General features: G+C 60.1%; 19 protein-coding genes. 5 read left to right on the forward strand and 14 right to left on the reverse strand.

The window, feature by feature from the left end; all coding sequences use genetic code 11:
• Positions 1 to 1238, forward strand: a 1238-nt coding sequence (locus tag KGA97_RS16165; protein ID WP_223481086.1) for a membrane-targeted effector domain-containing toxin, incomplete at its 5' end; no start/stop codon positions are given.
• A 70-nt stretch (positions 1239 to 1308) separates the two neighbouring features.
• Here the strand turns inward: KGA97_RS16165 and guaA are convergent.
• The 4 genes from guaA to KGA97_RS16185 all read right to left on the reverse strand — a co-directional run bounded on the left by guaA (position 1309) and on the right by KGA97_RS16185 (position 6140).
• Positions 1309 to 2886, reverse strand: a complete 1578-nt coding sequence (gene guaA / locus KGA97_RS16170; protein ID WP_008025547.1) for a glutamine-hydrolyzing GMP synthase — start codon at positions 2884 to 2886, stop codon at positions 1309 to 1311.
• 98 nt (positions 2887 to 2984) lie between these two features.
• The gene (guaB, locus tag KGA97_RS16175; RefSeq protein WP_008042411.1) at positions 2985 to 4454 is read right to left on the reverse strand and encodes an IMP dehydrogenase; all 1470 of its coding nucleotides are present in this window, start codon (positions 4452 to 4454) and stop codon (positions 2985 to 2987) included.
• A 207-nt stretch (positions 4455 to 4661) separates the two neighbouring features.
• On the reverse strand, positions 4662 to 5210 hold the full coding sequence (locus KGA97_RS16180) for a hypothetical protein (RefSeq protein WP_008042413.1): 549 nt from the start codon (positions 5208 to 5210) through the stop codon (positions 4662 to 4664).
• Positions 5211 to 5372: 162 nt separating this feature from the next.
• Positions 5373 to 6140, reverse strand: a complete 768-nt coding sequence (locus tag KGA97_RS16185) for a sulfite exporter TauE/SafE family protein (protein WP_223481087.1) — start codon at positions 6138 to 6140, stop codon at positions 5373 to 5375.
• A gap of 100 nt (positions 6141 to 6240) precedes the next feature.
• On the opposite strand from KGA97_RS16185, the gene KGA97_RS16190 reads away from it, so the two are divergent.
• From KGA97_RS16190 to KGA97_RS16200, 3 genes are all read left to right on the forward strand, one after another.
• Positions 6241 to 7188, forward strand: coding sequence for a LysR family transcriptional regulator (locus KGA97_RS16190; RefSeq protein WP_008042417.1), 948 nt, complete (start codon positions 6241 to 6243; stop codon positions 7186 to 7188).
• Positions 7189 to 7266: 78 nt separating this feature from the next.
• Complete coding sequence (gene xseA, locus KGA97_RS16195; RefSeq protein WP_032832722.1) at positions 7267 to 8646, forward strand: exodeoxyribonuclease VII large subunit; 1380 nt, start codon at positions 7267 to 7269, stop codon at positions 8644 to 8646.
• A 3-nt stretch (positions 8647 to 8649) separates the two neighbouring features.
• Complete coding sequence (locus KGA97_RS16200) at positions 8650 to 9471, forward strand: M23 family metallopeptidase (protein ID WP_192228443.1); 822 nt, start codon at positions 8650 to 8652, stop codon at positions 9469 to 9471.
• Positions 9472 to 9587: 116 nt separating this feature from the next.
• Here the strand turns inward: KGA97_RS16200 and KGA97_RS16205 are convergent, their stop codons facing one another.
• Positions 9588 to 9944, reverse strand: coding sequence for a hypothetical protein (locus tag KGA97_RS16205; RefSeq protein WP_008025532.1), 357 nt, complete (start codon positions 9942 to 9944; stop codon positions 9588 to 9590).
• 388 nt (positions 9945 to 10332) lie between these two features.
• On the opposite strand from KGA97_RS16205, the gene leuA reads away from it, so the two are divergent.
• The gene (leuA, locus tag KGA97_RS16210; protein WP_008025530.1) at positions 10333 to 12012 is read left to right on the forward strand and encodes a 2-isopropylmalate synthase; all 1680 of its coding nucleotides are present in this window, start codon (positions 10333 to 10335) and stop codon (positions 12010 to 12012) included.
• A gap of 195 nt (positions 12013 to 12207) precedes the next feature.
• Here the strand turns inward: leuA and KGA97_RS16215 are convergent, their stop codons facing one another.
• The 9 genes from KGA97_RS16215 to pilW form a co-directional block, all read right to left on the reverse strand.
• Positions 12208 to 12999 (reverse strand): amidohydrolase, encoded by a 792-nt coding sequence (locus KGA97_RS16215; RefSeq protein ID WP_223481088.1) that lies wholly within the window; start codon positions 12997 to 12999, stop codon positions 12208 to 12210.
• On the reverse strand, positions 12987 to 14135 hold the full coding sequence (locus KGA97_RS16220; RefSeq protein ID WP_223481089.1) for a pyridoxal phosphate-dependent aminotransferase: 1149 nt from the start codon (positions 14133 to 14135) through the stop codon (positions 12987 to 12989). The genes KGA97_RS16215 and KGA97_RS16220 overlap by 13 nt, the downstream gene beginning before the upstream one ends.
• 225 nt (positions 14136 to 14360) lie before the next feature.
• Complete coding sequence (der, locus tag KGA97_RS16225) at positions 14361 to 15830, reverse strand: ribosome biogenesis GTPase Der (RefSeq protein ID WP_008025521.1); 1470 nt, start codon at positions 15828 to 15830, stop codon at positions 14361 to 14363.
• A 139-nt stretch (positions 15831 to 15969) separates the two neighbouring features.
• On the reverse strand, positions 15970 to 17121 hold the full coding sequence (gene bamB, locus KGA97_RS16230; RefSeq protein WP_032828591.1) for an outer membrane protein assembly factor BamB: 1152 nt from the start codon (positions 17119 to 17121) through the stop codon (positions 15970 to 15972).
• A complete protein-coding gene (locus KGA97_RS16235) occupies positions 17114 to 17755 on the reverse strand; it encodes a tetratricopeptide repeat protein (RefSeq protein WP_192228439.1) in 642 nt (213 codons plus the stop codon). The genes bamB and KGA97_RS16235 overlap by 8 nt, the downstream gene beginning before the upstream one ends.
• A gap of 42 nt (positions 17756 to 17797) precedes the next feature.
• Positions 17798 to 19087 carry a histidine--tRNA ligase gene (gene hisS / locus KGA97_RS16240; protein ID WP_008042422.1) on the reverse strand — a complete coding sequence of 430 codons (1290 nt, stop codon included), beginning with the start codon at positions 19085 to 19087 and terminating at the stop codon, positions 17798 to 17800.
• A 23-nt stretch (positions 19088 to 19110) separates the two neighbouring features.
• Positions 19111 to 20220, reverse strand: coding sequence for a flavodoxin-dependent (E)-4-hydroxy-3-methylbut-2-enyl-diphosphate synthase (gene ispG / locus KGA97_RS16245; protein WP_007903603.1), 1110 nt, complete (start codon positions 20218 to 20220; stop codon positions 19111 to 19113).
• Positions 20221 to 20223: 3 nt separating this feature from the next.
• Positions 20224 to 21309, reverse strand: a complete 1086-nt coding sequence (locus tag KGA97_RS16250) for a helix-turn-helix domain-containing protein (protein WP_223481090.1) — start codon at positions 21307 to 21309, stop codon at positions 20224 to 20226.
• Positions 21309 to 22067 (reverse strand): type IV pilus biogenesis/stability protein PilW, encoded by a 759-nt coding sequence (pilW, locus tag KGA97_RS16255; protein ID WP_008025510.1) that lies wholly within the window; start codon positions 22065 to 22067, stop codon positions 21309 to 21311. The genes KGA97_RS16250 and pilW overlap by 1 nt, the downstream gene beginning before the upstream one ends.
• Between the last annotated feature and the right edge of the window lie 5 nt (positions 22068 to 22072).

Genomic DNA, 22072 nt, shown 5'->3' on the forward strand with positions numbered 1-22072 from the left:
CCCCAGTGCCGCCCAAAGTGAGTGATCACGCGCACTTGACCCGATACGATGCCCCCAACGGTCGCTCGTTGAACTTCCTGGCGCTGGGAAAACAGGAAACCCATATAAAAGTCGTCAACATGTCTGGTGGGCAAATCAGAGGGGTTTCCCCCTACGAAGAGTTTGTCGCCGGACGTCGCACGGTACTGGTCAGGGATGCAACCGGATTCCAGATGCCCAAGGACTTTTTCGCCTCGCTGCCTCCCCGCCCGGTCCAGCCCGTTATCACGCCATCCACGACGGTTACCGAACTCATCGAGAAGGTATTCGACATAGCGCCGGGGCTGGTGGTCGGTGAAAGTCAGGATCGCATCGCCAGCATGCGGTTCCTGATCGAGAACATGCCGACGTTGGCCAGGCGAGGCGTCAAGACGATCTACATGCATCGTTTGCTCAACGACTTCAATCAAGTCGATCTGAACAACTTCGCCGAGACCGGAAAGATGCATGGCATGCTGGAGAAATACCTGAAACAGCTGCCAGGCGATCCTGCGGGACAGTTCACGCCGCTGGAGGTTGTCAAAACAGCCCAACAGAACGGCATTCGCATCCAGGCCACTGACTGCCTCGCAAGTTACCGCTATGAAGACTCGACCATGACCGCCCTATCACGGCAGTCCATCAAGACTTACCTCACCCACACCATCATGCAGGCCACCCAAGCCCGTAGCGGCGGTGGAAAATGGCTGGTGCTCACGGACCAGGAAAGTACCAACACATTCAGGGGATTGGCCGGCATCAGCGAAACAGAGGGAGGCATCGGTTTGCGCATCGAAGAAGTGCGACCCGATCAGACTTTACACCTGGACATCGACGATGGCATCGAAATCGGCCATGGCATAGCGGGGACAACTGGCCCGATGCGCGGCGATTTCAACACCCTGTATGCCGACATCAGCCTGCAGATGCCGACGCCGTTCATTCAACGAACGCCCGAGCAGATCAATAAACTGCTGTTCCGCCAAGGCATGTTCACCATCGACAAGTCGGAAGAAACCCTCACGCTGATCCATCGCAGCCGCACTGGCCAGATTGTGCGAACGCCAATTGAGCGAACGATGGATAACGGCTATCGGCTCAACCGCCCTGCCTGGGTCGGCATACATCAGGTCACCTACGCGAATCTGCTCAGCCTCGCCCACGCACTCAACCGCATGGGCCTGACACTGGAAGGACGCCTGCCCGCTGTAGCGGCCTGATGCAAAAAGGCCCCGTGAATTCACATTCACGGGGCCTTTGAGGTGTTACAGGCGATCAGTCAGATCGGGATCATTCCCACTCGATGGTCGCTGGCGGCTTGCTCGACACGTCGTAAGTCACGCGGGAGATGCCTTCGATTTCATTGATGATGCGGCCGCTGACGGTTTCCAGCAGTTCGTAAGGCAGGTGAGCCCAACGCGCAGTCATGAAGTCGATGGTTTCCACGGCACGCAGGGCCACGACCCAGGCGTAACGACGGCCATCGCCTACAACGCCAACCGATTTCACCGGCTGGAACACCACGAATGCCTGGCTGACTTTGTGGTACCAGTCGGCCTTGCGCAGTTCTTCGATGAAGATGTGGTCGGCGCGACGCAGCAGGTCAGCGTATTCCTTCTTCACTTCACCAAGGATCCGCACGCCCAGGCCCGGGCCCGGGAACGGGTGACGGTAGACCATGTCGTACGGCAGGCCGAGTTCCAGGCCCAGACGACGGACTTCGTCCTTGAACAGCTCACGCAGCGGTTCAACCAGCTTGAGGTTCATTTCTTCCGGCAGGCCGCCCACGTTGTGGTGCGACTTGATCACGTGCGCCTTGCCGCTTTTCGCGCCAGCCGACTCGATCACGTCCGGGTAGATGGTGCCTTGGGCGAGGTACTTGATGTTGTCCAGTTTGTTGGACTGGGCATCAAAGACGTCGATGAAGGTACGACCGATGATCTTGCGCTTCTTCTCTGGATCGCTTTCGCCAGCCAGGTTGTTCAGGAACTGGTCTTCAGCGTTGGCGCGGATCACCTTGACGCCCATGTTCTCGGCGAACATGGCCATCACTTGCTCGCCTTCGTGCAGACGCAGCAGGCCGTTGTCGACGAAGACGCAGGTCAGCTGGTCGCCGATGGCTTTGTGCAGCAGCGCGGCAACTACCGAGGAGTCAACGCCGCCGGACAGTCCGAGCAATACGTTGTCGGTGCCGACCTGGGCGCGAACCTGGGCGATGGCGTCTTCAGCGATCTTCGACGGTGTCCACAGCGCTTCGCAGCCGCAGATCTCGAGGATGAAGCGCGACAGGATGCGGCCGCCCTGCTTGGTGTGGGTCACTTCCGGGTGGAACTGCACGCCGTAGTAGCGCAGGTCATCGTTGAACATGCCGGCAATCGGGCAGCTCGGGGTGCTGGCCAGGATGTGGAAGTCCTGCGGCATTTTGGTGACCTTGTCACCGTGGCTCATCCACACGTCGAGGCCGAACAGGCCGTCGGCGTCGATGTGGTCTTCGATGCCGTCCAGCAGCTGGCTCTTGCCGACCACGTCGACACGGGCATAACCGAATTCACGCAGTTCGGAACCTTCGACCTTGCCACCCAGCTGTTCAGCCATGGTCTGCATGCCGTAGCAGATGCCGAAGACCGGCACGCCCAGGTCAAACACCGCTTGCGGGCAGCGAGGGCTGTTGGCTTCGTGCACGGACTCGGGACCGCCGGCGAGAATGACGCCTTTTGGAGCGAATTCGCGAATCGCTTCGTCGTCCATGTCGAACGGATGCAGTTCGCAGTACACGCCGATTTCACGCACGCGGCGGGCGATCAGCTGGGTGTACTGGGAACCGAAGTCGAGGATCAGGATGCGGTGGGCGTGAATGTCGAGGGCCATGAAGTCAGTCTCGTCTATGCAATTCGAATAAAGAGAATCAGAAACAACTCGGGGCTGAATAAAACAGCCCCGGGTTACTTAACGTTTTGCTTGAAGGCTCAACCTACGCGGTAGTTTGGCGCTTCTTTGGTGATCTGTACGTCATGAACGTGGGACTCGGCCATGCCAGCGCCGGTGATCCGCACGAACTCAGGCTTGGTGCGCATTTCTTCGATGTCGGCACTGCCGGTGTAACCCATCGAGGAACGCAGGCCGCCCATCAGTTGATGGATGATCGCGCTCAGGGTGCCCTTGTACGGAACACGCCCTTCGATACCTTCCGGAACCAGTTTCTCGGCGCCTGCCGAGGAGTCCTGGAAGTAACGGTCGGAGGAACCTTGAGCCTGGGACATGGCGCCCAGCGAACCCATGCCACGGTAAGCCTTGTACGAACGACCCTGGAACAGTTCGATCTCGCCTGGCGCTTCTTCAGTACCGGCGAACATCGAGCCCATCATCACGCAGGAAGCACCGGCTACGATGGCCTTGGACAGGTCACCGGAGAAACGGATGCCGCCGTCGGCGATCAACGGAACACCGGTGCCTTCAAGGGCAGCGGCGACGTTGGCGATGGCACTGATTTGCGGGACGCCGACACCGGCGACGATACGGGTGGTGCAGATCGAGCCAGGGCCGATACCGACCTTGACCGCATCGGCGCCAGCTTCGGCCAGGGCCTTGGCGGCAGCGCCGGTGGCGATGTTGCCGCCGATGACCTGCACTTCAGGGAAATTCTGTTTGACCCAGCGAACGCGGTCGATCACACCTTTGGAGTGACCGTGAGCGGTGTCGACCACCACCACGTCAACGCCGGCATTGACCAGCGCGGCAACGCGGTCACCGGTGTCTTTACCGGTGCCGACCGCAGCGCCTACGCGCAGACGACCTTGATCGTCCTTGCTGGCCAGCGGGTAAGCCTTGGCTTTTTCGATGTCTTTGACGGTCATCATGCCTTTGAGGGCAAACTTGTCATCGACGATCAGGACTTTTTCCAGGCGGTGCTTGTGCAGCAACTCGCGGACTTCGTTCTTGTTGGCGCCTTCACGGACGGTGACCAGACGCTCTTTAGGCGTCATCACTTCACGTACGGTGGCTTCCAGACGGGTTTCGAAGCGCACGTCACGGGAAGTGACGATGCCGACCAGGTCGCCATCGTGCAGTACCGGAACGCCGGAGATATTGTGCATGCGGGTCAGTTCGAACAGATCACGAACCGTGGCGTCAGCCTCGATGGTGATCGGATCCTTGACGACGCCGGCTTCGAACTTCTTGACCTTGCGAACTTCGGCAGCTTGCTGCTCGATGGTCATGTTCTTGTGGATAATGCCGATGCCACCTTCCTGAGCCATGGCGATTGCCAGACGGGCTTCAGTAACGGTGTCCATGGCGGCAGAAACCAGAGGAATGTTCAGCTCGATGCCACGGGTAAGGCGGGTCTTGAGACTGACTTCGTTAGGAAGCACCTCGGAATAACCGGGCACTAGGAGAATGTCGTCGAATGTCAGAGCTTCTTGGCTGATACGCAGCATCGCGGGGGCTCCCGAGCGGGAAAATGGAAGCGCGCCATTATAGTCAGACACCCCCTCGGGTTCAATGTAAAACTCTGTCTATTATCGACGTAGTGATCGACGGGAGATTTTAAGAGCATCGCCAGCAAGCCGGCTCCTACAAAAACACCGCCGATCTGTAGGAGCCGGCTTGCTGGCGATGAACGTTAACGCGGTCCATCAGGTGTGTCACAACTCGACTTTCACCCAGCTAACCGGCTGATCCAGCCAATCGGCAAACTCATCGATAAAGCTCTGCTTGAACCCGGCCTCGGCCCAGTTGTTGAAAATGAACCCCAGGTTGGAAAACCCGCATTCCTGCAGGAACAGGAACCCGTTGATGTCATCTTCATGCCCGCATTCGGGACAGGTGAAGTTATCGGTACGCCCCGGCATCCAGTCTTCGAGGCTTTCGAACAGCGCCTCGCCGATTTCCTTGCGGCACTCGGCGCAACCCGCCTCCCCCAGAAAACCTTTGGCCGGCGTATAAATGCAGCGTTTGGTAATGATCTCCAGGCCATTGACCGGCTCGCCGAACGGCAGCGCATCCGGGTGCAGCACCACGGCGCGGGCACCATCGGCGATCGCGTGGCCCATGCGGTTGCCGGTTCGGCCGCAAGTGGTCAGCTCTTCCTTGATGATGTCCTTGCGCACCAGCCACCGCACGACCGCCCGGGCCCGGGGTTCGTGTACCGGCAGCGTGGAGATTTTCGGGACGATGATGCTTTGGGAATTCATGGGTGCAAGCCTGCTGCGTCAAATGGAAGTTCTGCGGTGTGCCGTCCTACGCCTTCGCGGGCAAGCCTCGCTCCTACAGGTTCTGCGCCTGCCTTTGTAGGAGCGAGGCTTGCCCGCGAAGGCGTCCGAGCGGGCGGCAGCTTAATCCCTGACGAAATCCGGTCAAGTACTCAAATACCGCCCGATCAATGCAATCCCGCTGGCCAGCACCAACCAGGTCACCAGCCGCACAAACGCCTCGCGGGACAACCGCATGGTCAACCGCCGGCCGACCCACAACCCCAGCGCCATGGCCGGCAACAAACACAGCGCCAGTACCAACAAGGGTAGCTCGGCATACACACCCGCGACAGCAAACAGGCTCAGGCGCACCACGGTGCTGCAACTGATCAGCGCACTCTGGGTCGCCCGCGCCGCGTCTTTCGGCAACCGACTGTTCAAATAGATCGCATATAAAAAGCCGCCACTGCCAAACAACGCCCCGAACATCCCACCCACCGTGCCCATCGGCACTGCCCAGGCGGCAGACAACTGCGTCGGCCGGGTTTTGACCCACAGGCTGTAAACCGCATAGGCGCTGATAAACAGCCCCATCAACAGCAGCAACACATCGGATTTCAGGTTCAGCAGAAAGATGACCCCCAGCGTGCAACCCACCGCCATGCACGGCAACAGCCGCAGCAACTCAGGCCTGGCCACATCCCGCCGCGAGGGCAGCAGATTGCCGAACGCCGCGACGAAATCCAGCAGCACCAGCAACGGCACGATCTTCGACAGCGGCATGAACACAATCAGAATCGGCCCCGCCACCAGTGCAGTGCCGAACCCGGCGATGCCAAACACGATGTACGCCAGGGCGATGGCCAGGCCGATCACCAACCAATCCGTCGCGCCGAATGGCCATTGGTGTAACAACTCCAGCACGTTCATCTGCACGCCTTTATCAAATACCTGTGATGACTTTAGCCAGCGCCGAGCCTTGCGACTAATATCTTCAAAGCCGACCTCTCATCTCAAAAAGGCATGACTCGTGCTTTCAACCCGTCAATTGCGTTACTTCGTGGAAATCGCCGAGTGCGGCAGCTTCAGTGCAGCCGCTGAGCGTTTGTTTGTTGCGCAGTCAGCCTTGAGCCGGCAGATCAAGGACATGGAAACCCGCCTGCAAACCCCGCTGTTCGAACGCACGGCGCGCCAGCCGCGACTGACCGCCGCTGGCGAGGCGTTCTTGCCGCGCGCCAGAAACCTGCTGAACGAACTGACCAAGGCCAGTGAAATGGCCACCCAAGTGGGCAACGGGCAACTGGGCACCTTGCGCCTGAGTCACTCCAGCACCGTGCCCATGAGTGGTCGCCTGCTACGGGGTATCAGTGCTTATCTGGACCAGCAGGCCGGCGTGTCCATGGAGATCGTCAAGCTGTCTTCCGAAGCGCAACTTGAAGCGTTGGTCGACAATCGACTTGATGTCGGACTGCTGCGCCTGCCGGTGTTGCGCCAACGTGAAGGCGTGCAGATTGTTCCTTTGTATAGCGAACGATTGCTGCTGGCCGTTCCACCCAATCATCGGCTGGTTGTGGATAAGTCCGCTCAGGGCATCGATCTGGCGCAGTTGAAGGATGAAGCCTTTATCTCCATCCCTCACCCGCAGCGCGGCGGTTTGAGTTATCTGTCCGCCGAGCTGTGCATGCGCCAGGGATTTTTCCCGAAGGCGGCGCGGGTGGTCTCGCGCAAAACCACGCAACTGCAATTGATCCAGGCCGGATTCGGCATCGCGCTGCTGCCGGAGTCGATGCAGGACATCGCGCCACCCGACATTCATTTTCTGCCCCTGGCCGACCCGGATTGCCACAGCACCGTCGCCCTCGCCTGCCGGCAGAATCCCACGGCGCTGATTCAACACTTCATAAATGTCTGCACAGACCATTGTGGGAGCGAGCCTGCTCGCGATAGCGGTTTAACATTCAATAGCACTGTCGACTGACACACTGCCATCGCGAGCAGGCTCGCTCCTACAGGGGGATCGTGCATTCGGTTGGAGAATGCCTTTATCATGCGCCCCATGATTAAAGATCCCTTTGCAAGACTCGGCCTGGACCGTGAAGTCCTGACTGTCAGCCAGCTCAACGGCCGCGCGCGGGTGTTGCTCGAAGACGTGTTCAGCAATATCTGGGTCGAAGGCGAAATCTCCAACCTCGCTCGCCCGGCGTCCGGCCACGTGTATTTCACCCTCAAGGACAGCGGCGCCCAAGTACGTTGCGCATTGTTCCGGCAGAACGCCGCGCGGGTTCGTCAGGCGCTGAAGGATGGTCTGGCGGTCAAGGTGCGCGGCAAGGTTTCGCTGTTCGAAGGCCGTGGCGACTATCAGCTGATTCTCGACACCGTCGAGCCGGCCGGTGACGGTGCGCTGCGCCTGGCCTTCGATGCCTTGAAGGAAAAACTCAGCGCCGAAGGCCTGTTCAGCGCCGAGCGCAAAGTGCCGCTGCCGGCGCATCCGCAGCGCATCGGCATCATCAGTTCGCCGACCGGCGCGGTGATCCGCGACATCATCAGCGTGTTCCGCCGTCGCGCACCGCAGATCCAGCTGACGCTGATCCCCACCGCCGTGCAGGGCCGCGAAGCGACGGCGCAGATTGTCCGCGCGTTGAAACTGGCGGACGCCCGTGGTTTCGATGCATTGATCCTGGCCCGTGGCGGCGGCTCGCTGGAAGACCTCTGGTGTTTCAACGAAGAAGCCGTGGCCCGCGCCGTGGATGCTTGCGTGACGCCGATTGTCAGCGCCGTCGGCCATGAAACCGATGTATCGATCAGTGATTTCGTGGCCGACGTTCGCGCCCCGACGCCGTCCGCCGCCGCTGAACTGCTGGCGCCGGATTCCAGCGACCTGGTGCGTCGGGTCGAAAGCCTGCACCGCCGGCTGGTGATGCGCATGCGCGACCGTTTGATGCGTGATCGCCTGCGCCTGGAAGGCATCTCTCGTCGCCTGCGCCATCCCGGTGAACGTCTGCGCCAACAGGCGCAACGTCTGGATGATCTGGACATGCGCATGCGCCGCGCCTTCGAGCGCAGCCTCAACACCCGTCGCGAACGGCTGATCCGCCTGGAAACCCGCCTCGCCGGACAACATCCGGGGCGGCAACTGGCGATGTTGCGTCAGCGCCTCGACAGCCTCGCCGAACGCCTGCCCCGGGCCATGCGCGAAGGGCTCAAATCCCGTCGTCTGCAACTGCAAAGCCAGGTGCAGACCCTGCACGTGGTCAGCCCGCTAGCGACCCTCGGCCGTGGCTACAGCATTTTGCTGGACGAGCGCGGCAACGCGATCCGCAACGCCGCGCAAACCCACAACGGCCAGCGCCTGAAAGCCAAACTGGGTGAAGGCGAACTGCAAGTGCGGGTCGAAGACAATCACCTGACGCCTGTCACCCTTTCTTTACTGGATTGATCCATGCCGCGTTTTTTAGCTTCGCTGCTGTTGCTGTGCCTGACCTTCAACGCCCACGCTGACAGCTACATCACCCGCCTGTTGAACAAACCGGTTCCGGGGGGCGTGGCGGTGGTGGATCTGGGCAGCTCTGCCCAGGCGCCGAAAGCCAGCTATCAGGGCAAACCTGTGCTGGTGGTCAAGGAACAGGACAATTGGCTGGCGATTGTCGGTGTGCCGTTGACCGTCAAACCGGGCGCCCAGTCCATCAGCAGCGGCGGCCGCAACTTGAGTTTCACCGTTGGCAACAAGAAGTATCCGGAACAGCGCATCACGTTGAAAAACACTCAACAGGTCAACCCGGACCCGGACAATCTCAAGCGCATCGAGCGCGAACTGGCCGAACAGATCGCCGCGTACCGCACGTTCAGCCCGAATACGCCGAGCAACCTGCTGCTGGACAAACCGGTCAACGGCCCGCTGTCGAGCAAGTTCGGCGTGCGCCGTTTCTTCAACGGTGAAGAGCGCAATCCCCACTCAGGCCTGGATTTCGCCGTGGGCGCCGGCACGCCGATCAAGACCCCGGCGGCGGGTAAAGTGATTTTGATCGGTAACTACTTCTTTAACGGCAACACGGTGTTTGTCGACCATGGGCAGGGCTTTATCAGCATGTTCTGTCACATGTCGAAGATCGATGTGAAGGTGGGGCAGCAACTGGCGCGTGGTGGTGTGGTTGGCAAGGTCGGTTCGACTGGGCGGGCGACCGGGCCGCACATGCACTGGAATGTCAGCCTGAATGATGCGCGGGTGGATCCGGCGATTTTCATAGGCGCGTTTCAACCTTAGATTTTCGGTGAGGTTGATGGCCTCATCGCGAGCAGGCTCGCTCCCACATTTACCGTGTTCACACCGAACAAATGTGGGAGCGGGCTTGCCCGCGAAGGCGGCATCACTGACAACAATTACTCCGCGTCCAGGTCCTCTATCCCATGGACCTCTCGATCCGCCAGGCAGTGTTTGACCCACTCCTGCGTCTCGACTGAAAACCAGCTCAACTCCTCTGCCGTGATCAATTCCCGCGCGCACAACCCAAGCAAGTGCGAGCGGGCTTCATGACGCGAAAACCTGAAAACACCAAACGCCCAGTACAGCTCCTTTTGCCCGGCTTTCAGCAGCTCCTCGCTGGCATCTATTCGTTCGTAGGGCGCGTTGCTCTTATCCAGCAGCGTTTTTTCGACATCCGACAAAATCCGCTCGCACATCCGCTCATGTGCCACCGGCCGTAACACGCAATACTGCTTCCAGTCAGACTCGTTCATCGCCGACTCCTGAATGCCAGTCGAGGCTTTAAGAATAGCCCGACTGTCAGCGCCCGGCGCTCAAACCATCAATTGCGCATCGCTTGAAGCTCGCGCAAAAAACCAAACAATCACGGGGACTCACAGCAATAAAATCTCGATAAATACGCGCTAGCGAGTATTCCTCTCAATTTTTTTCGACTGCTTGCCATCCTTCACCCTCGCGGTTAGGGTTGAAGACATGAAAACCTCTCACACCCTCATTCAGCTTCGCCAGCACCGCAGCCTGTGCCTCGTCAGCGCACGACTGCCGGGCTGAATCGCGACGCCTCGTTTTACGCTTTTCCCCAAGAACTTTTGATCCACCGGCAGGCCGCCTTTTTTCGGCCCACACAATAAGGATTTCCCGATGAGCATGCTCAAAGACCCGTCTTCGAAATACCGCGCGTTCCCGACCATCGACATTCCGGACCGCACCTGGCCGTCGAAGACCATCACCGCCGCGCCGATCTGGTGCAGCTCCGACCTGCGCGACGGCAACCAGTCGCTGATCGAGCCGATGGACGCGGTCAAGAAGCTGCGTTTCTGGAAAACCCTCGTACAGGTTGGCGTGAAAGAAATCGAAGCGTCCTTCCCGGCTGCGTCGCAAACCGACTTCGACTTCGTGCGCACCCTGATCGAAGGCAACCACATCCCGGACGACACCACCATTCAGGTGTTGACCCAAGGCCGTGAAGACCTGATCGAGCGCACCTTCGAATCCCTGCGCGGCGCGAAGAAAGCCATCGTTCACCTGTACAACGCGACCTCCCCTTCCTTCCGCCGCATTGTCTTCAACCAGGACAAGGACGGGATCAAGGCCATCGCCGTGAACGCCGCCAAGCTGTTCGTCAAATACGCTGCCCAGCAGCCGGACACGCAGTGGACCTTCGAATACTCGCCGGAAACCTTCAGCGCCACCGAGCTGGAATTCGCCAAGGAAGTCTGCGACGCGGTCATCGAAGTCTGGAACCCGACGCCTGAGCACAAGGTGATCCTCAACCTGCCGGCCACCGTCGAATGCGCGACCCCGAACATCTATGCCGACCAGATCGAATGGTTCGGCCGCCACATCAACCGTCGTGACAGCGTGATCATCAGCCTGCACACCCACAACGACCGTGGCACCGGCGTGGCCGCCACCGAGCTGGGCCTGATGGCGGGTGCGGATCGTGTCGAAGGCTGCCTGTTCGGCAACGGCGAGCGTACCGGTAACGTCGACCTGGTCACCGTGGCACTGAACCTCTACACCCAGGGCATCCACCCTGAGCTCGATTTCTCGGACATCGACGGCGTGCGCAAAGTCGTCGAAGAATGCAACCAGATCCAGGTGCACCCGCGTCACCCGTACGTCGGCGACCTGGTTCACACCGCGTTCTCCGGCTCCCACCAGGATGCCATCCGCAAGGGCTTCGCCCAGCAGAAACCGGACGCCCTGTGGGAAGTGCCGTACTTGCCGATCGACCCGGCCGACATCGGCCGCAGCTACGAGGCGGTGATCCGCGTCAACAGCCAGTCGGGCAAGGGCGGTATCGCTTACCTGCTGGAACAGGAATACGGCATCAGCTTGCCGCGCCGCATGCAGATCGAGTTCAGCCAGGTTGTGCAGCGTGAAACCGATCGCCTGGGCCTCGAAATGACCGCCCAGCAGATCCACGCGTTGCTGCACAGCGAGTACTTGCAGGCCAACACCCCGTACGCGCTGGTCAGCCATCGCCTGCAGGAAGAAAACGGTCACAGCGCCGTGGAAGTGGAAGTTTCCGGCAAGGGCCAGGGCGAAACCAACCTGCACTGGCGTGGCAAAGGCAACGGCGCGCTGGAAGCGCTGGTGGCCGGTCTGCCGATTCCGGTGGAGATCATGGATTACAACGAGCACGCGATCGGTGCGGGCACCAACGCCAAGGCCGCGGCCTACATCGAACTGCGTGTGGAAGGCCAACGTGCGGTGCACGGCGTGGGCATCGATGAAAACATCACCACCGCCAGCTTCAAGGCCCTGTTCAGCGCGCTGAACCGCTCGTTGAGCCAGCCGGAAGCGAAAGCGGCATAAAGTCACCGCTGTAATGCAAAAGGCCCCTTGGTGAAAACCTTGGGGCCTTTTTGTTTGCCGGCAATATTTATGCTGTCTGTCCCGGCCCCATCGCGAGCAGGCTCGCTCCTACAGTTGACCGCGTAGGTCAGAACAACTCGGTCAACTGTAGGAGCCGGCTTGCCGGCGATGGGTCCTTGTCAGGCAGAGAAAATCTCAGGTGAACTCGAACGTATCCGCATCCAGATTCGCCGGAAACCGCGTGCGATAAGCCGCCAGTTCCGCTGCATCCAGAACAACCTGAAACACCCCGTCCGCCTCACCGGCGCTGAGCAATGTCTCGCCCTGAAAATCCAGGACCTGGCTGTCGCCGGTGTACGCAAAGCCTTTCCCGTCAGTGCCGATGCGATTCACCGCCGCCACGTAGCACAGGTTTTCGATTGCCCGCGCCGGCAGCAAACGGTTCCAGTGCTGGCGCCGCGCACCCGGCCAGTTGGCGGTGTACAGCAACAGGTCTGTGTCCTGGGCATCGCGGCTCCACACCGGGAAACGCAGGTCGTAGCAAATCAGCGGCCGGACGCGCCAGCCTTTGAGCTCGAACTGCACCTGGCGCTCGCCCGGCGTGTAGTGATTGTGCTCACCGGCCATACGGAACAAGTGGCGCTTGTCGTAATGCCAGACTTCGCCATCCGGTCGTGCCCACAACAGGCGATTGCGATGGCTGCCATCAGTGGCCTGAACGATGATGCTGCCGGTGATCACCGCATCGAGTTTTGCCGCCTGGACGCGCAGCCATTTGCTGGTGGGACCGTTTTCCGCCTCGGCAAGCGTCTCGGACTCCATGGAAAAACCGGTGGTGAACATCTCCGGCAGGATGATCAGGTCCGCGCCATGAGCCTGCTCCAGCAGTTGCTCGAAATGCTCCAGATTGGCCTGGCGGTCGTGCCAGGCCAGGGTTGTCTGGATCAGCGCGATGGTCAGATTCGGCAATGCACTCAGATCACGCATAGTTTTGCCGCTGCTTCACGCAGGGTCTCCTCGCGTTTGGCGAAGCACAGGCGCACCAGGCGCTGGCCTTCGGGTGGTGTCTGGTAGAACACCGAGATCGGGATGCTCGCCACGCCGTGTTCGCGGGTCATCCACAGCGCCATCTCGACATCGTTGAGGTCGGGACGGATCTGCGAGTAATCGACCAACTGGAAATAGGTGCCGGTGACGCGGGTGAAACTGAAACGCGATGGCATCAGCAAGTCGCAGAACAGATCGCGCTTGGCCTGGTAGAAGCCGGGCAATTCTTCGACGTGTTCAGGATGCTCCGCCATGTAATCAGCCAAGGCGTATTGCAAGGGGGTTACGCCGCAAAAATTGACGTACTGGTGCACCTTGCGCAGCTCTGCCGACAAGGCCGGTGGCGCGACCACGTAGCCGGTTTTCCAGCCGGTGACGTGGTACGTCTTGCCGAAGGAGCTGACCACGAAGGCGCGCTGATACAGCTCTTCATGGGCCAGCACACTGACATGGGGCACACCGTCGTAGACCAGGTGCTCGTAGACCTCATCGCTGATCACATAGATGTCGCGGTCACGGATCAACGCCGCCAGTTGGTCCAGCTCGGCACGGTTGATCAGTGCGCCGCTGGGATTGTGCGGGGTATTGAGGATGATCATCCGCGTGCGCGGACTCAGCGCCTGGGCGAGCTTTTCGAAATCGATGCTGAAGTCGTCCAGCCCCAGTTGCACGTGAACGCAACGGCCACCGGCCAGCTGGACCGAGGGCTCGTAACTGTCATAGGCCGGATCAAACACGATGACTTCGTCACCGTTGTGGATAACGGCCTGAATGGCGCAAAAAATCGCCTCAGTCGCACCGGGAGTCACGGTCACTTCGCTGTCCGCATCGACGGTTACGCCATAGCTGTGGGCAATTTTCGCCACGATCTGCTGACGCAGCACCGGCAGGCCGGTCATCGGCGAGTACTGGTTATGGCCATTGGCAATGTGCCGACCCACCGCATCGCACAAGGCTTGCGGGGCATCGAAATCGGGGAAACCCTGTGACAGGTTGATCGCCCCGGTTTGCGCCGCGAGCTGAGACATCTGCGTGAAGATAGTGATGCCGACATTCGGCAGCTTACTGGTGATCATCGGTGATTCCCTGCTCTACACCCGGCTCTAACGGCGGCGCGGGAGAGCCCGAGGATAGCCAAACGGCGCCCATAAAAAAAGGGCGCCAGTGGCGCCCTTCTTCTCGAACCCGATCCCGTAGGAGCGAGGCTTGCCCGCGAACGCAACACCGCGGTGTATCAGACACACCGCGTTATCGTTCTTCGCGGGCAAGCCTCGCTCCTACAGAGGCGAGCCAGCCTTGAATCAGCGCTTGTCGCGGCGCTTCTTGTCGGCTTTCTTGTGGTGCGACATCAAGCGACGCTTCTTGTTGACCTGACGGTCAGTGAGCGAGTTCTTGTTGCCTTCGTACGGGTTCTCGCCGCCCTTGAACTCGATGCGGATCGGCGTACCGACCAGCTTCAAGACACGACGGTAAGTGTTTTCCAGGTAACGCACGTAGGACTTCGGCACCTTCTCGATCTGGTTACCGTGAATCACGATGATCGGCGGGTTGGCACCACCCAAGTGCGCATAACGCAGCTTGATCCGGCGGTTGTTAACCATCGGTGGCGCGTGCTCGCCAACCGCATCTTCCAGAATCTGGGTCAGGCGGTTGGTCGGCCAGCGGGTGACCGCGGACTTGAACGAGTTCTGTACGGAAGCGTAGAGGTTGCCCACGCCCGTGCCGTGCAGCGCCGAGATGAAGTGGATGTCGGCGTAGTCAACGAAGAACAGTCGACGTTGCAGCTCGACCTTCACGAAGTCACGCTCGCTCGGCGTCATGCCGTCCCACTTGTTGATCGCGATGACCAGCGCACGACCCGACTCAATGGCGAAGCCCAGCAGGTTGAGGTCGTGGTCCACCACGCCTTCGCGGGCGTCCATCACGAAGATCACCACGTTGGCGTCTTTGATCGCTTGCAGGGTTTTGACCACGGAGAATTTTTCGACTTCTTCGTGGATCTTGCCGCGCTTGCGCACACCGGCGGTGTCGATCAGCGTGTACTTCTCGTCGTTACGCTCGAACGGGATGTAGATACTGTCGCGGGTAGTGCCGGGTTGGTCGTACACGATGACCCGGTCTTCACCGAGCATGCGGTTGACCAGGGTCGACTTGCCGACGTTCGGGCGGCCGATGATGGCGATCTTGATCCCGTCTTTTTCGCTTGGGCCAGGAATGCGCTTGGCTTCCTCGCCTTCGGCAACGTCCTCTTCCTCGCCTTCTTCCAGCTCTTCTTCGTCTTTCGGGAAGTCGCTCAGGGCGATTTCCAGCATCTGGGTGATGCCACGACCATGAGCACCGGCGATCGGGATCGCGTGGCCCATGCCCAACGGGGCGAATTCGGCGCGGGCCATTTCAGGGTCGATGTTGTCGACCTTGTTGGCAACCACGTACGAACGCTTGTTACGTTTGCGCAAATGCTCGGCGATCATCTGGTCGGCGGCGGTGAAACCGGCCTTGGCATCTACCAGGAACAGAACGACATCGGCTTCTTCAATGGCCAGCAGCGACTGCTCGGCCATTTTTTCGTCCATACCGTGCTCGTCACCGGAGATACCGCCAGTGTCGACCAGAATGTAGGAACGCCCTTGCCACTTGGCCTCACCGTATTGGCGATCACGGGTCAGACCGGACAAGTCGCCGACGATGGCGTCGCGAGTCCTGGTCAGGCGGTTGAACAAGGTGGACTTGCCGACGTTCGGTCGGCCCACCAGGGCGATTACGGGAACCATGCGGCTCTCCACTTCGTTATTTCAGAAAATACAAAAGCCGCTGCGAGGCAGCGGCTGGTGCTCGGGGCAGCGTTTGAAAACGCTGCGAGCCCCGCAGAACGGGGCCGCTTGGGGGTTAACCCCAAGCATAGTCAAAACATTACTTGATGGTCAGGGCTTCCAGTTTGCCGCTGTTGCCATACAGATAAATCGTGTCACCCACCACCAGCGGACGGGCACGCAGGCCGTCGCTGTCGATGCGTTCGCGGCCGACAAAACGACCGTCCACCTGGCTCAGCAGGTGCACATAGCCTTCCATGTCACCGACTGCAACATAGCTGGAGAACACTTCCGGAGCCGACAATTGACGGCGAGCCAGCGAGTCGTTGCTCCACAAGGCTGTGGTGGAACGCTCGTCAACGCCTTCAACGGTGCCCGAAGCCAGGCTCACGTACACAGTGCCGAAGCCCTGCGCAACGCCGGCATAGCTGGAAGCATCACGCTGCCAGAGCTGACGACCGCTTTCCAGGTCCAGTGCCGCAACGCGACCCTGATAGCTGGCGACGTACAAGGTACCGCCGGACAGCAGCAGGCCACCGTCGATATCGACAACGCGCTCCAGCTCCGAACGACCTTGTGGGATCGCAACCCGCTGTTCCCACACCGGCACGCCGTTGGAGATATCGAGCGCAACCACTTTACCGGTCGACAGGCCAGCCACCGCAAGGCGGTTGGTCACGATCGGCGCACTGGTGCCACGCAGGGTCAGGACCGCAGGCGTGCTGTCATACAACCAGCGCTGGTTGCCGGTGGAGGCATCCAGACCGATCAGACGGTCATCCTGAGTCTGAACGACCACCACGTCACCGTTGTTGGCCGGCGGCGCGAGAACTTCGCTGGACACGCGAGCGCGCCATTTCTCTTCACCGTTGGTGGCGTCCATCGCAACGATTTCGCCCTTGGTCGTACCGATCACGAGCAGGCCATAACCTACGCCAACGGCGCCGGAAACAGGCAGTTCGAGGTCTTTCTTCCATTTGACGTCGCCATTGCTGCGATCCATCGCCATCACCACGCCAGTGACGTCGGCGGCATAGATGGTATCGCCATCGATCGCCGGAACCAGCATGTTGTAGGTTTCGCCCTGACCGTCACCGATCGAACGACTCCACTGCTTTTGCAGGACCACTTCTTCTTTGAAGTCGACCAGCTCGGCAGGCGGCAATTCTTTTTTGCTGTTGCTGCTGCAACCCGCGGCCAAAACGGCCAGAGCCAGCAATGCTGCATGTTTCCAACGGATCACGTCACGCATCCCCTTTGGCCAGATCGTCCAACTTGATTTGTAGGCCACCGACTGCCGCTTCATCCGACAGTGCCGCCTTGGCTTTTTGATACGCAGCGTGCGCTTCGTCGGTACGACCCAACTGCACCAGCAGGTCGCCCTTGAGTTCTTCGCGGGTGGCGAGGAATGCTTTATCGGCATCGCCTTCGAGCAGTTTCAGGGCTTCATCGACCTTGTTCTGCGCGGCCAGTACCTGCGCCAGGCGCTGACGGGCGATTTCGCCCAGTGCCGGGTTGGCCGGTTTGGCAACGATGGCTTTCAGCTCGGTGGCTGCGTCGTCCAGCTTGCCGCTGTCGACCGCGACTTTCGCCACGAACAGGCTGCCGTATTGCGCGTAGGCGCTGCCGCCAAATTCGCTGTTGAGCTTGCCGGCCAGGTCCGAAACACGGGCGGCATCAGGCTTGCCGTTGGGCGTCAGCGTGGTTTCGAGCAATTGCTGATAGAGCATCGAGGCGCCTTGCGACTGATTGCTCTGATACTTTTGAAAGGCCTGCCAGCCGAACACGATGACCAGCGCCAACAGGCCGCCAGTGACCAGGGGCTTGCCGTTGCGTGTCCACCAGTCCTTCAAATCCGCCAGCTGTTCGTCTTCGGTACTCGACACCCCAATACTCCTTAATCGCTAAATCGGCTGTTTATGACAGCTTCAACCCTGCACGACGCAGGTGGCCAGGTGTGCAGCAAGCGCATCCCAGGCAATGCTTTGTTGTTCGCCCTGGCCACGCAGGGGTTTGAAACCTACCACTTGCTGGGCCATTTCGTCGTCACCGAGGATCAGCGCGTACAGCGCACCGCTCTTGTCGGCCTTCTTGAATTGACTTTTGAAGCTGCCGGCGCCGGCATTGATCTGCAGACGCAGGTTGGGCAACTGATCGCGCACCTTCTCGCTCAACGTCAGGGCCGCCAGTTCGGCAGCCTCGCCGAATGCGCAGAGATAGACGTCGACCTGACGGGAGATCTCTTCCGGGATCTGCTCCAGGGTTTCAAGCAGCAGCACCAGGCGCTCGATGCCCATGGCGAAACCAACGCCCGGGGTCGGCTTGCCGCCCATCTGTTCCACCAGACCGTCGTAGCGGCCGCCGGCACATACGGTGCCTTGAGCGCCCAACTTGTCGGTGACCCACTCGAAAACCGTCTTGCTGTAGTAATCCAGCCCGCGTACCAGCTTCGGGTTGATCACGTAAGGAATACCGGCGGCGTCCAGGCGAGCCTTGAGGCCCTCGAAGTGCACGCGGGATTCGTCGTCGAGGTAGTCGGCCATTTTCGGCGCGTCGACCAGGATCGCTTGAGTGTCGGCGTTCTTGGTGTCCAGAACGCGCAACGGGTTGGTCTTCAGACGGCGCTGGCTGTCTTCGTCGAGCTTGTCCAGGTGAGCGGACAGGAACTCGACCAGCGCTTCGCGATAACGACCACGGGATTCGCTGGTGCCCAGGCTGTTGAGTTCGAGCTTGACCGCATCACGGATGCCCAGCTCGCCCCACAGGCGCCAGGTCAGCACGATCAGCTCGGCGTCGATGTCCGGACCGTCGAGGTTGAACACTTCGACACCGATCTGGTGGAACTGGCGATAACGGCCTTTCTGCGGACGTTCGTGGCGGAACATCGGGCCGATGTACCAGAGTTTCTGCACCTGGCCGCCGCCAGTGATACCGTGCTCGAGCACCGCACGCACGCAAGCCGCTGTGCCTTCAGGGCGCAGGGTCAGCGAATCACCGTTACGGTCTTCGAAGGTGTACATCTCTTTTTCGACGATGTCGGTCACTTCACCGATCGAGCGCTTGAACAGCTCGGTGAACTCGACGATCGGCATGCGGATCTGCTTGTAACCGTAGTTATCCAGCAGACGCGAAACGGTGCCCTCGAAATGACGCCACAGGGGAGTCTGTTCGGGCAGGATGTCGTTCATGCCACGAATGGCTTGCAGAGACTTGCTCACTTTAAATCCTTAAATTCGTTCGATCAGCCGCGAGCGATTACAGCTGCGTCAGCTTCGACCTTCTCGGCCGCTTTCTGGCGGATCAAGCGTTCAAGCTCATCCACCAGATTGTCATTCGTCAGTTTCTGCGACGGCTTGCCGTCGATGTAAATCAGGTTTGGCGTGCCGCCGGTCAAGCCGATATGGGCTTCCTTGGCTTCGCCTGGCCCGTTGACCACGCAACCGATGACCGCGACATCCAGCGGCACCAGCAGATCTTCAAGGCGCCCTTCCAGCTCGTTCATGGTCTTGACCACATCGAAGTTCTGCCGCGAGCAGCTCGGGCAGGCGATGAAGTTGATGCCACGGGAACGCAGGTGCAGGGATTTGAGAATGTCGTAGCCGACCTTCACTTCCTCGACCGGGTCGGCCGCCAACGAGATGCGGATAGTATCGCCAATCCCTTCGGCGAGCAGCATACCGAGGCCCACGGCGGATTTCACTGTGCCTGAACGCAAACCACCGGCTTCGGTGATGCCCAAGTGCAGCGGCTGGACGATTTCCTTGGCCAGCAAGCGGTAAGCGGCGACGGCCATGAACACGTCGGAGGCTTTCACGCTGACCTTGAAGTCCTGGAAGTTCAGGCGTTCAAGGTGCTCGACGTGGCGCAGGGCAGATTCGACCAGTGCGGCCGGGGTCGGCTCGCCGTATTTCTTTTGCAGGTCTTTTTCCAGGGAACCGGCGTTGACGCCGATGCGGATCGGAATCCCGCGATCACGGGCGGCATCGACCACCGCACGCACGCGGTCTTCACGACCGATGTTGCCCGGGTTGATCCGCAGGCAATCAACGCCCAGTTCGGCTACGCGCAAAGCGATCTTGTAGTCGAAGTGGATGTCGGCCACCAACGGCACTTTGACCAGTTGCTTGATCTTGCCGAAGGCTTCGGCGGCGTCCATGTCCGGTACGGAAACCCGCACGATATCGACGCCAGCGGCTTCCAGACGATTGATCTGGGCGACGGTGGCGGCAACGTCATTGGTGTCGCTGTTGGTCATGCTCTGCACAGCGATGGGCGCATCGCCGCCAACAGGCACGTTACCGACCCAGATTTTCCGGGATTCGCGACGCTTGATTGGAGATTCGCCGTGCATGACTTATTGACCCAACTTCAGGCGAGCAGTCTCGCCACTGGTGAATGGAGCGACATCAACCACCTGACCGTTGTAGCTGACCTGCGCGCCACGGGCGAAGCCCAGACGCACGGCAAACGGCGGCTTACCACTGAGGGAAACGGTTTCGCCTTTGCGCTTGAGACCACTGAGCAGCACTTTGCCAGTGCCGTCGGTGACTTGTGTCCAGCAATCAGCGGTGAATTGCAGTTGAACCTGGCCTTGGCCGGCAACCGGAGCAGCCGGAGCAGCCGGAGCAGCCGCTGCCGGAGCAGGAATGGTCGGCGTTACCGAGGCAGTTGCAGGCGGGGTCGACACAACCGGAGCCGTCGGGGCCGCAGGCGCGACAACTGGCGCGGTGCTGTGCGCCGGGGCAACGGGTGCCGGAGCAGCCGGCGCGGTGTTATGTGTCGGTGCAACTGGCACCGGGGTAGCCGGTGCGGCCGGAGCGACCACAGGCGTAGCCGGCTCAGCTTCAGCCGGTGCTTCAGTCGAAGTCTCGGCTTGCGGCAATGCGAGAGCGGTCGAACTTTCAGCCTGACCTTCCGCGACAGCCTGGTCTTCCGGCTCGTCCAGCGGATGGATCTGGGTGGTGCCGTCGGCGCCTTCGACTTCAACGTGCTCCGGGCTCAGGCTGATCAGGTCCTTGGTGCGCAATGAGGTTTGATCCTGCCACCAGATGAAACCGCCGCCGATCACCGCGATCAGCAACAGCAAGCTGACGATTCGCAAAATAGTGTGGGAAACCCGAACCGGCTCTTCGATGCGCCCCAGGCTGTGGACGTTGGCGCCCTGGGAGTCGGTTCCGGTGGATTGGTCGAATTGCTGAACCAGAACGGTCTGGTCCATGCCGAGCAATTTGGCGTAGGCGCGAATATAACCGCGGGCAAAGGTATGCCCCGGCAGCTTGTCGAATGCGCCGGCTTCCAGATTACTCAGGGAATTAACGGTGAGGTTGAGCTTGAGGGCCACTTCGGCCAGCGACCAGCCATTGCTTTCGCGGGCCTGGCGCAAAGTCTCACCGGGGTTAACGCGATTCGCTGCTACAACTTCGGGATGCGCCGCTTTCATCATTGCTCCGACAGGTATTGCTGATATTCCGGCGTACCGGGATAGAGTCGTTTTAGTTGCAGGCCATAACTGGCTGCCTTGTCGCGATCTTCGAACACTTTTGCCAGCCGAACGCCGAGCAATAGACTACGTGCATTTTGCTCGGTGAGCAGGCTAAAACGGTCGTAATAGTCACGCGCGGGCACATAATGCCTGTCTTCGTAAGACAACTCAGCCATTTCCAGCAATGCACGGGGTTGCTGACGGTTCAAACGCAAAGCTTTTTCCAACTGCTGCTGGGCCAGATCACGCTGGCCAAGCCTGGAAGCGGTCATGCCCAGGTTCTCGAACACTCGCGAACGCTCAGGATACAGGGTATCGGCAGCGGCTTGTTCGAAGCGCTCGTAAGCCTCTTTGTAACGTTTCTGTTCGAAAAGAAAACTGCCGTAATTATTCAGGATACGGGCATCGTTGGGGCGGGAAGAAAGCGCCTTGCGAAAGTGCTCATCCGCCAGCTCCGGCTCCATCTCGGCCTGAAACACCAGACCCAATGCGGCATTGGCGTCAGGATCCGAACCGTCCAGCTCCAAGGCCTTTTTCAGCGGGACCTTGGCGCGTTCGGTCATGCCCTGCTGCAAATAGCCCAAGCCCAGTTGCACGTAGGCAACTCGCGCTTCATCGCGGCCCTTGCTGGTCTTCATCGGATTGAAATCGCCCGACAGGACGCAGCCAGTACAAAGACTGGCCAACAGCAAAAGCAGCGCAAAGCGCAGGGACATAGAGA

The organism is Pseudomonas sp. BF-B-15, assembly GCF_019946675.1.
Taxonomy (GTDB): Bacteria; Pseudomonadota; Gammaproteobacteria; order Pseudomonadales; family Pseudomonadaceae; genus Aquipseudomonas; species Aquipseudomonas migulae.

Coding starts and splice junctions, on each gene's coding strand:
- ispG (WP_007903603.1), bottom strand. CDS start 20,220: ATGCACGGCGAATCTCCAATCAAGCGTCGCGAATCCCGGAAAATCTGG.
- KGA97_RS16215 (WP_223481088.1), bottom strand. CDS start 12,999: ATGCGTGATCTGAGTGCATTGCCGAATCTGACCATCGCGCTGATCCAG.
- pilW (WP_008025510.1), bottom strand. CDS start 22,067: ATGTCCCTGCGCTTTGCGCTGCTTTTGCTGTTGGCCAGTCTTTGTACT.
- KGA97_RS16185 (WP_223481087.1), bottom strand. CDS start 6,140: ATGAACGTGCTGGAGTTGTTACACCAATGGCCATTCGGCGCGACGGAT.
- KGA97_RS16205 (WP_008025532.1), bottom strand. CDS start 9,944: ATGAACGAGTCTGACTGGAAGCAGTATTGCGTGTTACGGCCGGTGGCA.
- KGA97_RS16250 (WP_223481090.1), bottom strand. CDS start 21,309: ATGAAAGCGGCGCATCCCGAAGTTGTAGCAGCGAATCGCGTTAACCCC.
- xseA (WP_032832722.1), top strand. CDS start 7,267: ATGATTAAAGATCCCTTTGCAAGACTCGGCCTGGACCGTGAAGTCCTG.
- leuA (WP_008025530.1), top strand. CDS start 10,333: ATGAGCATGCTCAAAGACCCGTCTTCGAAATACCGCGCGTTCCCGACC.
- der (WP_008025521.1), bottom strand. CDS start 15,830: ATGGTTCCCGTAATCGCCCTGGTGGGCCGACCGAACGTCGGCAAGTCC.
- bamB (WP_032828591.1), bottom strand. CDS start 17,121: ATGCGTGACGTGATCCGTTGGAAACATGCAGCATTGCTGGCTCTGGCC.
- guaA (WP_008025547.1), bottom strand. CDS start 2,886: ATGGCCCTCGACATTCACGCCCACCGCATCCTGATCCTCGACTTCGGT.
- KGA97_RS16200 (WP_192228443.1), top strand. CDS start 8,650: ATGCCGCGTTTTTTAGCTTCGCTGCTGTTGCTGTGCCTGACCTTCAAC.
- KGA97_RS16180 (WP_008042413.1), bottom strand. CDS start 5,210: ATGAATTCCCAAAGCATCATCGTCCCGAAAATCTCCACGCTGCCGGTA.
- KGA97_RS16220 (WP_223481089.1), bottom strand. CDS start 14,135: ATGATCACCAGTAAGCTGCCGAATGTCGGCATCACTATCTTCACGCAG.
- guaB (WP_008042411.1), bottom strand. CDS start 4,454: ATGCTGCGTATCAGCCAAGAAGCTCTGACATTCGACGACATTCTCCTA.